The sequence below is a fragment of the Dietzia sp. B19 genome (genome assembly GCF_014145155.1).
Taxonomy (GTDB): Bacteria; Actinomycetota; Actinomycetes; order Mycobacteriales; family Mycobacteriaceae; genus Dietzia; species Dietzia natronolimnaea.
Window position 1 is genome coordinate 1 of the sequence record NZ_JAALED010000061.1, and the last position, 13,202, is coordinate 13,202.

12 protein-coding genes and 1 pseudogene are annotated in these 13,202 nt (G+C 69.4%); 2 read left to right on the forward strand and 11 right to left on the reverse strand.

All coding sequences use genetic code 11. The features are described 5' to 3' along the window. The 6 genes and pseudogenes from G6020_RS02485 to G6020_RS02510 form a co-directional block, all read right to left on the reverse strand. A pseudogene (locus G6020_RS02485) lies at positions 1-390 on the reverse strand (WYL domain-containing protein); the annotation flags it as partial. 10 nt (positions 391-400) lie between these two features. Then, complete coding sequence (gene pafA / locus G6020_RS02490) at positions 401-1,807, reverse strand: Pup--protein ligase (protein ID WP_179525264.1); 1,407 nt, start codon at positions 1,805-1,807, stop codon at positions 401-403. Positions 1,808-1,813: 6 nt separating this feature from the next. Continuing rightward, positions 1,814-1,990 (reverse strand): ubiquitin-like protein Pup, encoded by a 177-nt coding sequence (locus tag G6020_RS02495; RefSeq protein WP_017836742.1) that lies wholly within the window; start codon positions 1,988-1,990, stop codon positions 1,814-1,816. A 46-nt stretch (positions 1,991-2,036) separates the two neighbouring features. After that, on the reverse strand, positions 2,037-3,518 hold the full coding sequence (gene dop / locus G6020_RS02500) for a depupylase/deamidase Dop (RefSeq protein ID WP_182609564.1): 1,482 nt from the start codon (positions 3,516-3,518) through the stop codon (positions 2,037-2,039). A 32-nt stretch (positions 3,519-3,550) separates the two neighbouring features. Continuing rightward, a complete protein-coding gene (gene arc / locus G6020_RS02505; protein ID WP_182609556.1) occupies positions 3,551-5,251 on the reverse strand; it encodes a proteasome ATPase in 1,701 nt (566 codons plus the stop codon). A gap of 115 nt (positions 5,252-5,366) precedes the next feature. After that, positions 5,367-6,206, reverse strand: coding sequence for a tRNA (adenine-N1)-methyltransferase (locus tag G6020_RS02510; protein WP_179525267.1), 840 nt, complete (start codon positions 6,204-6,206; stop codon positions 5,367-5,369). A 57-nt stretch (positions 6,207-6,263) separates the two neighbouring features. Here G6020_RS02510 and G6020_RS02515 point away from each other — a divergent pair, with 57 nt between their 5' ends. Together G6020_RS02515 and G6020_RS02520 are read left to right on the forward strand one after the other, a co-directional pair. After that, positions 6,264-7,193, forward strand: a complete 930-nt coding sequence (locus G6020_RS02515; protein ID WP_182609557.1) for a PD-(D/E)XK nuclease family protein — start codon at positions 6,264-6,266, stop codon at positions 7,191-7,193. Beyond that, positions 7,193-7,960 (forward strand): thioesterase family protein, encoded by a 768-nt coding sequence (locus G6020_RS02520; protein ID WP_182609565.1) that lies wholly within the window; start codon positions 7,193-7,195, stop codon positions 7,958-7,960. The genes G6020_RS02515 and G6020_RS02520 overlap by 1 nt, the downstream gene beginning before the upstream one ends. Positions 7,961-8,016: 56 nt before the next feature. Here the strand turns inward: G6020_RS02520 and hisG are convergent, their stop codons facing one another. From hisG to metH, 5 genes are all read right to left on the reverse strand, one after another. Then, a complete protein-coding gene (hisG, locus tag G6020_RS02525) occupies positions 8,017-8,868 on the reverse strand; it encodes an ATP phosphoribosyltransferase (protein ID WP_179525270.1) in 852 nt (283 codons plus the stop codon). Positions 8,869-8,915: 47 nt separating this feature from the next. Further along, positions 8,916-9,179 carry a phosphoribosyl-ATP diphosphatase gene (locus tag G6020_RS02530; RefSeq protein ID WP_179525271.1) on the reverse strand — a complete coding sequence of 88 codons (264 nt, stop codon included), beginning with the start codon at positions 9,177-9,179 and terminating at the stop codon, positions 8,916-8,918. Beyond that, on the reverse strand, positions 9,176-9,892 hold the full coding sequence (locus G6020_RS02535; RefSeq protein ID WP_179525272.1) for an HAD family hydrolase: 717 nt from the start codon (positions 9,890-9,892) through the stop codon (positions 9,176-9,178). Before G6020_RS02535 ends, G6020_RS02530 begins: the two co-directional genes overlap by 4 nt. Positions 9,893-9,967: 75 nt before the next feature. Then, on the reverse strand, positions 9,968-10,495 hold the full coding sequence (locus tag G6020_RS02540) for a hypothetical protein (protein ID WP_182609558.1): 528 nt from the start codon (positions 10,493-10,495) through the stop codon (positions 9,968-9,970). Between the two features lie 100 nt (positions 10,496-10,595). Continuing rightward, the coding region (gene metH, locus G6020_RS02545; protein ID WP_241732536.1) for a methionine synthase at positions 10,596-13,202 on the reverse strand (2,607 nt) is incomplete at its 5' end.

Here is a 13,202-nt window from a genome sequence, read left to right on the forward strand (position 1 = left end):
GTGGACGGGGTCGATACCCGCGGCGGTGAGCTTGGCCAGCGCGCCGTCCGCCCGTGCGGCCCGCTCCCCCTCGCGCCAGACCTCCGAGGCCACGGCCAACACGCCGGCCTGTTCGGGGGTGAGGGTGATCTCCGGGAGCTCGTAACCCCGGGCGGGGATCCGGTACCCGGCCGGGGACCCCGGTGCGAGTGAGGCTCCCTGTTCGAGGGGGACGCCGACGTCGCGGAGTTCCCGCTTGTCCCGTTCGAACATCCTCAGGTAGGCGGCCTCGTTCTCGCAGTCGTCGTATCCCTGGACCATCCTGCGGATCTCGCCCGCGGACAGGTAGGCGCTGGTCGACCGCAGGCAGATGACGAGGTTGACCAGTCGTTGCGACTTGGAGGTGGACACGGGCAGGACGCTATCGCCCGAGCGCGGCGATGAGGTCGTCGACACGCGGGTCCTCCGCTGCGAACGGGTCGGTGAGAGCGACCGTGGGCAGGGTGCCGTCGGCGACCTTCAGATGCACCCAGTCCACCGTGTAGTCGCGTCCGGCCCCGGCGGCCGCGGAGATGAATCGACCTCGCAGTGCCGCGCGGGTGGTCTCCGGCGCGGAGTGCCGGGCCCTGTCGATCTCGGGGTCGTCCACGACCCGTGAGACCAGGCCGCGGCGCTCGAGCACCGAGTGCAACCCACGTCCCGGTCGGATGTCGTGGTAGGTCAGGTCGATCTGGGCGAGCCTGGGGTGATCGAGGTCGGCCCCGGTCCGGTCCTGTACCTGTCGGATCAGCCGGAGCTTCGCGGCCCAGTCGATGTCCGCGGCGATCGCGTCGTGGTCACCGGACTCGACCGCGTCGAGGACCCGTTCCCACAGGGCCACGCATCGCTCCACGACCGGGCGGTCGTCGCGCTCCCACCCGCCGCGAGCGAGGTGGCGGTGGACGGCGGCCAGGAACTCCCGCTGGATCTCCAGGGCGGTCATCGTGGTGCCGTCGGTGAGCCCGACCGGCCGGGTTCCGGTGAGGTCGCGGCTGATCTCCCTGATCGCGCGGACCGGGTGGGCGATCGCCATCGGACGCAGCTCGACGCCGGCCTCGAGCATCTCCAGCACGAGCCGGGTGCTGGCGATCTTGAGCAGTGTCGTGGTCTCGATCATGTTGGAGTCGCCCACGATCACGTGCATCCGCCTGAACCGGGTCGAGTCCGCGTGCGGCTCGTCACGGGTGTTGATGAGCGGCCGCGAACGCGTGGTGGCCGACGAGACGCCGTCCCACATGTGTTCGGCGCGCTGGGAGAAGCAGAATGTCGGACCCTCGTCCTCGGCGACGCCCACCCCGGCCGGGGTCCCGGGCAGGATCTTGCCCGCGCCGCAGATCAGCTGGCGGCTCACCAGGAACGGCAGCAGGGTGGTGGCCATGCTCCTGACCTGGGTCGAGCGGTCAAGAAGGTAGTTCTCGTGGGACCCGTAGGAGTTCCCGACCGTATCGGTGTTGTTCTTGAACAGGTAGACCTTGGCATCGATCCCCTCGGTCGCGAGCGACTGCTCGGCACGGACGGCGAGATCGTCGATGATCCGCTCCCCCGCCCTGTCGTGGGCCACGATCTGTTCTAGGCCGTCGCACTCCGCGGTCGCGTACTCGGGATGGGAGCCGACGTCCAGGTAGAGGCGGGACCCGTTCTCGAGGAACACGTTCGAGCTGCGCCACCGCTCGACGACGGGCCGGAAGAAGTACCGGGCGATCTCGTCGGGCCCGAGCGATCGCGAGCCCTCGCCACCGACGCTGGTGATCCCGAACTCCGTCTCGATCCCGACGATGCGACGGATCATGGCTGTCTACTGCCCGCCCTTCTGGACGTAGGACTTCACGAACTCCTCGGCGTTGGTCTCGAGGATGTCGTCGATCTCGTCGAGGAGGGAATCGGCGGACGAGGTCTGGGCGGTCTTGGCGACCTGCCCGGCCTCGTCGTCCGACTCGCCTGCGCCGCCGGCGCTCTTCTGGATCTGGGACATGGTGTGGGCTGCTCCTGTGTCGGTGTGGGCGGGGTGGACGGGGTGCTCAGTGGACAGGCGGGCCGTCGGGGCTGAGGAAATCCGGGTGGGCGTCGCAGTGGGCCCGGGTCCCCGTGTACGGGTCGGCCAGGTCGACGTGACGGTGGTCGCCGCGGGAATCGACGACGACGACGTGATCCCATCCCGCGGCGTGGATGCGGTCGCCGAGTTCGGCCAGGAAGCGACCCCTGGCCCAGGCCCGCGTGGACTCGGGAGGGGTCGTGATCGCGGCCTCCACCTGTGCCTCGGTGACCAGTCTGCGCATGGCCCCCTTGCTCACGAGACGGTTGTAGAGTCCGCGGTCGGGGTCGATGTCGTGGTACTGGACGTCGATGAGGGCGAGTCGCGCGTGGTCCCATCCCAGCGAGTCCCGTGTCCGGAACCCCTCCAGGAGCCGGAGTTTGGCCGGCCAGTCGAGCCGGTCGGCGCATGACATCGGGTTCTGCTCGAGCGCGTCGAGGATCTCCCGCCACTCGGCCAGGACCTCGACGGCCCATCCGGGACGCCCCGTGCCGTCCCCGACGAACGCGGAGACGCGGCCGAGGATCTCCCGCTGGAGGGCGATCCCCGTGAACTCCCGTCCGTCGGGCAGGGCGACGGTGGCGGTGAGGGTCGGGTCGTGGCTGATGATGTGCACCGCCTCGACCGGGTCGACCGGGACCAGGTCGGCAAAGTCGACTCCGGCCTCGATCGCGTCGAGCACGAGGCAGGTGGTGCCGATCTTGAGGTAGGTGGCCAGCTCGGACATGGTCGCGTCGCCGATGATGACGTGGAGACGCCGCCATGTCTCATCCGGGGCGTGCGGCTCGTCGCGGGTGTTGATGATCCCGCGGCGCAGTGTGGTCTCGAGTCCGGTGAGGACCTCGATGTAGTCGGCACGCTGGGAGAGCTGGAAACCCGCCTCCTCTCCGGACTGGCCGAGGCCGACGCGACCGGCCCCGCAGTACACCTGGCGGGAGAGCAGATGCGGCGCCAGGCTCATCGTCAGGGCGTCGAAGTCGACGTCGCGACGCACGAGGTAGTTCTCGTGGGCGCCGTAGGACGCGCCCTTGCCGTCGACGTTGTTCTTGTAGAGCTTGAGCTCGGCGTTGCCCTCGACGGCGGACGACTCGTGGCCGGCCCGGTGCATGATCCGTTCCCCCGCCTTGTCCCAGATCACGGCGTCGATCGGCGAGTCGACCTCGGGCGACGAGTACTCGGGGTGCGCGTGGTCGACGTAGAAGCGTGCGCCGTTGGTCAGCACCCGGTTGGTCACCCCGAACTCGCTGGGGTCGTAGGCGCGGGCGGAGCCGAGATCGAACCCCCGGGCGTCGCGGAGGGGTGATTCGGACCCGTAGTCCCAGCGGGTCCCGTCGGTCGCCCCGGAACCCTCGCCCGGGTCGGTGTAGGCCTTGACCACCTGGGTCGAGGTGACCACCGAACTGAGCAGCGGCTGGCCCACCGCGACTATCCCGAACTCGATCTCGGTCCCGATCACCCGGCCACGCATGCTCTCGCCGGACGTGGTCCGGACGGGCGGGGTCACCGGTCGTCCTCCCGGCTCGGGACGGTGACCTCGACCACGCGTTCACCGCGGACGCCCGTCAGACGCGCCCACTCCTGCGGGTTGGAGGTGTTGGGCAGGTCGGTGTTCTCCGCGAACTCCGCGTCGACGGCGTCGAGGAAGTCGTCGGTCGTCAGACCCTGCCCGGTGCCGTGCACGATGTCCTTGATCGCGAGCTTCTTGGCCCGGTCCACGATGTTGCGCAGCATCGCCCCGGAGGTCAGGTCCGCGAGGTACAGGGACGACCGGCGGCCCGATGCGTAGACCAGATGGACGTAGGTCGTGGACTCGTCCCTGGTGTAGAGCCGGTCGACGATGCGCGAGATGAGACCCCGGACGTGCTCGGCGCCATCGGTCGAACCGACCTCGTCCGGGTCGAAACGAAGGTCGGGGGTGATGTACTTGGCCAGGATGTCGGCCGCGGCGTCGGCGTCCGGCCGGTCGATGCGGATCTTGAGATCGAGACGCCCCGGTCGCAGGATCGCCGGGTCGATCATGTCCTCCCGGTTGGAGGCACCGATGACGATGACGTTGCGCAGGTCCTCCACGCCGTCGATCTCGGCGAGGAGCTGCGGGACGATCGTGGTCTCCATGTCCGAGGAGATGCCCGACCCGCGGGTGCGGAAGATCGAGTCCATCTCGTCGAAGAAGACGATCACCGGGTTGCCCTCGGTCGCCTTCTCCCGCGCCCGCTCGAAGATCGACCGGATGTGTCGCTCGGTCTCTCCCACGTACTTGTTGAGCAGTTCCGGGCCCTTGATGGAGAGGAAGTACGAGTTGGGGTACCGGCCGTCGGTGACGTCCTGTCCGCGCGACTTCGCGGAGGCCAGCGCCAGCGAGTGCGCGACCGCCTTGGCGATCAGGGTCTTTCCGCACCCGGGAGGGCCGTAGAGGAGGACGCCCTTGGGCGGGGAGAGATGGAACTCGCGGTACAGGTCGTGATGGATGAAGGGCAGTTCGATGGCGTCACGGATCTGCTCGATCTGGGGGCCGAGACCGCCGATGTCGGAGTACTCGACCATCGGGATCTCCTCGAGCAGGAGCTCGTCGACCTCGGCCTTGGGCACGACCTCGAACGCCACGCCGGCCTTGGGGTCCACCAGGACCGCGTCGCCCGGGCGCACCGGAGCCGGGTGATCGGCGGTCCGCCCGCCGCGCAGGCCGGTCGCCAGATGCACGACGTGCTCCTCGTCGTTGCCCATCACCACGCGGGCCCGCACGCCGTCGGCCAGGACGTCCCGGAAGACGGCGGTCACGCCCGTGACCGGGAGTCCGGTGCAGGCCTCGATGACGGTCATGGCCTCGTTGAGCCGGACGGTGGCCCCCGCCGAGAGGACGGAGGCGTCGACCCCGGGCGCGAGAGTGAGCCGCATCCGCCGACCGGCGGCCATGACCTCGGCGGTCTCGGCGTCCGTCGGTTCCTGCAGCACGATCCCGTAGGTGCTGGGCGGTGTGCCGAGGCGCTCGACCTCGCCCTTGAGGGCCTCCAGCTGATCACGGGAGTCCTTGAGGAGCTCGGCGAGCCTGACGTTGCGGGCGCCGAGGGCGTCGATCTTGACCGACTTCTCGCGGTCCGTGCGGGCCCCCTCGTCGACCGCCCTGCGCAGCCGCGCGAGCTCGACCCGGTCCAGCGTCACGCTGTCGCCGCCCCGCTCGTCCGGGGAACGTCCCTCGGTCACCTCGATCACCTGCCCTCCGACTCTCGGACGACACCCTCGTCGTCGTCGCCTCCACCCTATCGCCGGGGTGAGTGGCCGCGTGAGGGGCGGGTGAGTGCGACTCCTCGGGCCGAACTCAGTGCTTGCCGGCCCGGCGCCTGGGCTTGAGCGTGGTCACGCCCTCCGCGAGTCGACGGGCGGTGACCAGGAACGCGGTGTGGCCCTGGATGCGGTGCTCGGGGCGGACGGCCAGGCCCACCACGTGCCACCCGCGGTTGATCGACTCCCACGCCCGGGGTTCGGTCCAGCACTCCTGGCGCCGGAGCGCCTCCACGACGTCCGACATCTGGGTGGTGGTGGCCACGTACACCACCAGGACCCCCCCGGGCACCAGCACGTCGCTCACCGTGGGCAGGCACTCCCAGGGCGCGAGCATGTCCAGCACCACCCGGTCGACCTGTCCGCCCAGGGCCTCGACCGACGTCTCCGCCAGGTCGGCGACCCGCAGGTCCCAGTTCTCGGGGTGTTCGCCGTAGAAGGTCCGGACGTTGCGCTCGGCGTGCTCGGCGTGGTCCTCGCGGATCTCGTACGACAACACCCGGCCCCCGGGGCCCACCGCACGCAGCAGCGAACAGGTCAGGGCGCCGGAACCCGCGCCCGCCTCGAGCACCCGTGCGCCGGGGAACACGTCGCCCTCGTGGACGATCTGTGCGGCGTCCTTGGGGTAGATGACCTGGGCGCCGCGCGGCATCGACAGGACGTAGTCGGTGAGCAGCGGACGTAGCGCCAGGTAGTCGGCATCCCCGGACGACCTGACGATCGACCCCTCCGGGGTACCGATCAGGTCGTCGTGGCGGACGGCGCCGTGGTGGGTGAAGAACTCGGCTCCCTCGACCAGGACGACGGTGTACTTGCGTCCCTTGGTGTCGGTGAGCTGGACGCGGTCGCCGATGACGAACGGGCCGGATCGCTGCACAGTGGACCTCCAGGGGACGGCGGCCGGTTGTCCGACCGGTTGTCTACCCTGCCAGGTGTGACGGATCCCCTGGAAATCGGCGGCAGTGGTACCCCGGCCTCCCCGGCCGATCCGGAGGGCGTGCCCCCGCCGGAGCGCAGGCCCCTGGCGTTGTCGGCGTCGCGGGCGGCGGACTTCCGGCAGTGCCCGCTGCTCTACCGGCTCAAGGCGATCGACAGGATCCCGGAACCGAAGACCCGCGCCCAGGTCCTGGGTACCGTCGTCCACTCGGTGCTCGAGGACCTGTACGCACTGGAGCAGTCGGAGCGCGCCCCGGAGCGCGCCGCGGAGCTGGTCCCCGCCGCGGTGGAGCACTTCTACGCGGTCGGCGGCGGCGCCGAGGTGGTGCCGCTCTCCGCCCGGGCGGAGTTCCAGACGGAGGTCGCCGCGTTGGTGTCCGCGCTCTACGGTGTCGAGGATCCCCGGCGCTTCTCCCCCGCCGCGTGTGAGCAGTACCTCGTCACCTCGACCGCGTCCGGTACCCCGCTCCACGGGTACCTGGACCGGGTCGACGTGGCGCCGACCGGTGAGGTCAGGGTGGTCGACTACAAGACGGGTAAGCCACCACATCCGCGTTACCAGACTCAGGCGATGTTCCAGATGCGGTTCTACGCCCTGATGTACCGGCAGATCCACGGGGTGATGCCGGCACAACTCAAGCTGATCTATCTCAGGAACGGCAGCTGGCTGACCCTCTCCCCCGATCTCGCCACGCTCGTGGAGACCGAGACCGAGCTCGACTCACTGTGGGCGGAGATAGAGCGGGCGGGTGAGACCGGGATCTTCCCCCCGCGCACCTCCCGGCTGTGCGACTGGTGCAACCACCAGGCGTTGTGCCCGGCGTTCGGGGGTACCCCGCCGGAGTACCCGGGATGGCCGGGGCGTCGCGTGATACCTCTCGATCCGGGGACGCCCGATGCGGGACACGCCGGACCGAGGAGCACATGATGACGCAGGCCTACTTCGAGCCGCTGGGCACGGATGACGGCTGGGAAGTGTTCCGGGCGACCCCGCACACGGTGAGCGCCTGGGGCCCGGATCTGCAGCACGGGTCTCCGCCCTCGGCCGTCCTCACCCGCGCCATGGATCGCCTCGAGTGGACGGAGACTACGAGGATCGCCCGCGTCACGGTGGACCTGCTGGGCCCGGTGCCGCTGGGCGAGGTCCGCACCCGGGCCCGCGTCGTCCGGCCCGGTCGCCGGATCCAGCTGCTGGAGTCGGAACTGGAAGCGGGGGGCCGCATCGTCGCCCGGGCGAGTGCCTGGCGGATGGCCGTCGGCGACACCGCCGAGGTCGAGCAGTCGGCCGACCGTCCGCGCGAGCTCCCGGAGGTGGATCGCGACAGCGGCTTCTTCGACCGGTGGACCAGTGGCTACATCGACTCGCTGGAGATCCGCGGTGCGGGCGACGGGGTCGTCTGGGCCCGTCCCACCCTCCCCCTGGTCTCCGGGGAGGAGATGACTCCGGCGGAACGGGTCATGTCGGTGGCCGACATCGCGAACGGCGTCGGGGCCGTTCTCGAACCCGACGAATGGCGGTTCCTCAACACCGATCTGGTCACCCACCTGCACCGGCGGCCCGTCGGCGAGTGGATCGGGGTCACCGCGTCCGCCTCGATCGGCCCCGACGGCGTCGGGGCCACGTCCGGGACCCTGTACGACGAGGTGGGCGCCATCGGGCACACGCTGCAGGCTCTGCTCGTCGAACGGGTCTGAGTCGATCGGGCGCCGAGGCGTGCCGCGCACCGCCGCACCACCGGGACCGCAGTGCGTCACCCCATGCGGCAGGACCGGATGTCCGTGGCGATGACCGCCTTGGCGCCGGCCGCGACCAGCTCGTCCATGATCGAGTTGACCTTCTTGCGCGGCACCATCGACCGCACCGCCACCCAAGCCGGGTCGGCCATCGGGGAGACGGTGGGTGACTCGATGCCAGGGGTGATGGCCGAGACCGACTCCAGGAGCTCCTTGGGGCAGTCGTAGTCCAACATCATGTACTGCTGGGCAAACACGACGCCCTGCAGGCGGGCCCTCATCTGTGCCATCGCAGGGGTCGTCTCGGCGCCGGCGCGCGCGACCAGGACGCCCATCGAGTCGCACAGGACGTCCCCGAAGGCCTCCAAACCGTGCACCTTGAGTGTCCGACCCGAACCCACCACGTCGGCGATGCAGTCCGCCACCCCGAGCTGGATGGAGATCTCCACCGCGCCGTCCAGCCGGATGACCTCCGCCTCGATCCCCCGCTGCTCAAGGTCGCGGCGGACGATGTTGGGGTACGACGTCGCGATTCGGGCCCCCGCCAGACGGTCCGTGGTCCACCCGGCACCGGAGGGGCCGGCGTAGCGGAAGGTGGAGTGTCCGAAGCCGAGGTCGAGGAGCTCGTCCACCTCCGCCATCGAGTCCATACTCAGATCCCTGCCGGTGATCCCGAGCTCGAGTCGCCCCGAGCCCACGTAGACGGCGATGTCCTTGGGTCGCAGGAAGAAGAACTCGACGTCGTTCTCACGGTCGATCAGCGTGAGGTCCTTACTGCCCTCAGTACGCCGGCGGTACCCCGCCTCGGACAGCATCTCGGAGGCGGACTCGGACAGGGCGCCCTTGTTGGGCACTGCGACACGCAGCATGATGGCGGCTCCAGTATTCGGTGCGGGAGGGGTGCTCGGGGTGGCGGTCAGAGATGCCGGTAGACGTCCTCGAGACCGAGTCCGCGCTTGAGCATCATGACCTGGGTCCAGTAGAGGAGCTGCGAGATTTCCTCGGCCAGTTCCTCATCCGACTGGTACTCGGCGGCGATCCACACCTCGCCCGCCTCTTCGTTGACCTTCTTGCCCAGATGGTGCACGCCCTTGTCGAAGGCGGCGACGGTGCCGGAGCCCTCGGGTCGCGCGGCGATGCGCTCGGACAGCTCGGCGAACAGGGAGTCGAAGGTCTTCACGCGCCCGATTGTCCCACAGCCGCAGCCACGGGCGTGCCCGAGGTGAGGGCGACGAGACCGGACGCGTTCACGCCCGTGAGGCTCGGGTGGGTGTGTGCCCCGACCACGTCCGGTTGTCCGTCGGTCGACGGGACGTACAGGACCCGGCATCCCGCGGCGACCGCCGAGGTGGCGCCGGTGACCGAGTCCTCGACCGCGACGGCGGTGGTGGCCTCGACCCCGAGCCGCGAGCACGCCAGCAGGTAGGGGTCGGGTGCCGGCTTGGGGTCGGCCACCATGCACCCCGTCACCACCACATCGAACCGCGAACGGTCGATGAACTCCAGCGGCACCGCCGCGACGTCTGCGGTCGTGTTGGTCACCAGGGCGACCGGGGCGTTAGTCGAGGCGAGGTCCTCCAGCAGCTCCTCGGCCCCCGGCCGCCACCGCATATCGGACCGCATCAGCTCGGTGACCCGTGAGTTGAGCCGGAGGGCCAGTCGATCGAACTCGGCGCCCTCGATGGTGCGCCCGGTGTACTCGCCCAGGATCGCGAAGAACCCGGGGAGCGAGTTGCCCAGGGTCCGCTCGCGGGTCGCCTCGTCGAGCGGACGGCCCAGGTACTCGGCGAGCTCGTAGACGGCGATGTCCCACAATCGCTCGGTGTCGACGAGCGTGCCGTCCATGTCGAGACACACGGCGGCGGGGAGACGGGAGTACGAAATGCTGGTCACGGGCTACTGTCTACCGGACAACGGGCCACCGGGGGTACCGTGACCGGCCCCGTTGGTTCCTCCGTCAACCGCCGTTCAGTGGCAGTTCCCCGCAGGAACGAGGAATCGTTCGGTGTGGGTTGCGGAGGCGAACGGTGCGACCGACCCGGGGGCGAAGGTGGGTAGGGCGGACCTACTGGTGGTGATGGTGACCGCCAGCCGTCCGTGTCCGGTGAACACCCCGCCGACGCCCACTTCGGGTCCGGTCGACTGGACCGTGCGCACGCCCCTCGCGTCGGTATCGATGTTGTGCCACTCCACGGTGGCGGAGTTGAACGGGAAGAGGGTTGCCGAGAAGTCGAACGAGCCGACGGGCTGGTCGAGGTCCCTGGCGTTCGCGCTCAGTGCCTGGTGGAAGCGCTCGTCTCCGCCCAGCGTGCAGGTGGTGAAGGCGCCGAAGCGAATGGTGTGCTCGCCGCCCAGCGGGTACGGCATACGGACGTCCCAGGCCGGCGAGGGGTGCCACACCTGGGCCGAGGCCGCAGGCGCGAGTGCCACGGCTGCCCCTCCGGCGAGAAGGCTCGCCACACAGGTCAGGGCGGCTGATCGACGGAAGGTGGTCATATCTGGCTCCTCGCCGGCGCTCTCGGTGGACTGTCGCCGAGTTGGTCTCTCTCTGTTCATCGACCGGGCATCACAAGGTGTTAGCAGTGCGGTGCCCTGGTCAGACGTTGAAGTACTTGGCCTCCGGGTGGTAGAGCACGAACGCATCCGTCGACTGCTCGGGGTGAAGCTGCAGTTCCTCCGAGAGTTCGACGCCGATCCGCTCCGGCTCCAGCAGGTCCACCACGACCTTGCGGGACTCCAGGTCCGGGCACGCGCCGTAACCGAAGCTGTAGCGGGCTCCCCGGTACTTGAGGTCGAAGTAGTCGTGGATGGTGTCGGGGTCCTCGTCCGAGACAGCGCCCTCGGGCAGGCGCAGTTCGTCGCGCACCCGCCGGTGCCAGAACTCGGCCAGCGCCTCGGTGAGCTGGACCGACAGGCCGTGGACCTCGAGGTAGTCGCGGTAGTTGTCCGCCGCGAACAGCTCGTTGGCGAAGTCCGCGATCGGGGTCCCCATGGTGACGAGCTGGAAGGGCAGGACGTCGACGGTTCCCTCGGCCTCGCAACGCTCCTTGGAGGCCAGGAAATCCGGGATGCTCAGGAACCGTCCCCGCTGTTGGCGGGGGAAGGAGATCCGGTGCAGCACCTCCGCGTCCGGACGAGGCTCGGCCAGCACACAGATGTCCTCGCCGTCGGAGTAGGCCGGGAAGTACCCGTAGACCACAGCGGAGTGGGCCAGGATCCTCTCGGTGGTAAGACGGTCGATCCATGAACGCATGCGCGGCCGACCCTCGGTGGCGACCAGCTCGTCGTAATCGGGGCCGTCCCCGCTGCGCGTCCCGCGAAGTCCCCACTGCCCGAAGAACAGCGCACGCTCGTCGAGGTGACCGACGTAGTCGGCGACGGGGATGCCCTTGGCGATCCGCGTGCCCCAGAAGGGCGGGGTGGCGATCGGCTGGTCCGCCGCGACGTCCGACCTCGCCGGGACGACGACGGGCTCGGCCTCGGCGGCCCGTTTGGCGGCGATCCGCTCGCTGCGGGCCCGGCGCTCGCGCCGTTCGGCGGCCTTGGCCGACGCGTCCGAGGACTCGGACATGGGGACGCCGGTCCGCTTGGCCGTCATCACCTCGTCCATCAGGCGCAGTCCCTCGAACGCGTCGCGTGCGTAGAACACGTCGCCCTCGTACATCCCGGCGAGGTCCACCTCGACGTAGGCGCGCGTCAGGGCGGCACCACCCAGCAGGACCGGGAAGTCGCCGGCGATGCCCTCGGAGTTGAGCTCCGCGAGGTTGTCCTTCATCACCACGGTGGACTTGACCAGGAGGCCGGACATGCCGATCACGTCGGCCTTGTGCTCCCGGGCCGCCGAGATGATGTCCGCGATCGGCTGCTTGATGCCGATGTTGACCACGTCGTACCCGTTGTTGGACAGGATGATGTCCACCAGGTTCTTGCCGATGTCGTGGACGTCGCCCTTGACCGTCGCCAGGACGATGCGGCCCTTGCCGTCCTCGTCGCTCGCCTCCATGTGGGGTTCCAGATGGGCGACAGCGGTCTTCATGGTCTCGGCAGACTGCAGGACGAACGGCAGCTGCATCTGGCCCGAACCGAACAGTTCGCCGACCGTCTTCATGCCACTGAGCAGGTGGGTGTTGATGATCTCGAGCGGGGGGATCTCCTGCATCGCCGCGTCGAGATCGGCTTCGAGGCCCTTGCGCTCGCCGTCGACGATCCGCGCCGACAAGCGGTCCATGAGCGGCATCGCGGCGAGCTCGGCCGCTCTCGCGTCCTTGGTGCTCGCGGTGGACACACCGTCGAAGAGCTCCATGAACACCTGGAGCGGGTCGTACCCCTCCTTGCGGCGGTCGTAGACGAGGTCGAGCGCGACCTCCCGCTGGCGATCGTCGATCTTGCTCATGGGCAGGATCTTGGAGCTGTGCGCGATCGCGGTGTCCAGGCCGACCTGGATGCACTCGTGCAGGAACACGGAGTTGAGCACCTGGCGCGCGGCGGGATTGAGGCCGAACGAGATGTTGGACAGTCCCAACGTGGTGTGGATTCTCGGGTGCGATCGGGTGAGCCTGCGAATGGCCTCGATGGTCTCGATCCCGTCCCGTCGCACCTCCTCCTGGCCGGTGGAGATGGGGAAGGTCAGGCAGTCGATGATGATGTCGTCCTCGGCGATCCCCCAGTTCTCCGTGAGGTCGGCGATGATCCGCTCCGCGATCTCGACCTTGCGGTCCGCCGTGCGCGCCTGGCCCTCCTCGTCGATGGCCAGCCCGACCACCGCGGCGCCGTGGCGCGAGACCAGTTCCATGATCCTCTGGAATCGCGAGTCCGGTCCGGCCCCGTCCTCGTAGTTGACCGAGTTGACCGTGCACCGTCCGCCGAGGTGCTCCAGGCCCGTCCGGATGACCTCGGGTTCGGTCGAGTCGAGCATGATCGGCAGGGTCGAGGAGGTCGACAGCCGTCCGGCCAACTCGGCCATGTCCCCCGAGCCGTCCCGGCCGACGTAGTCCACGCAGAGGTCGATCATCTGCGCCCCGTCCCGCATCTGTTCCTTGGCGATGTCCATGCAGGTGTCCCAGTCGGCGGCGAGCATCGCGTCCCGGAACCGCTTGGACCCGTTGGCGTTGGTGCGCTCGCCGATCATGAGGATGCCGGCGTCGGCCCGCAGCGGCGTCGAGCTGTAGAGGGAGGCGACCGCGTTGACCGGCTCGACCCGCCA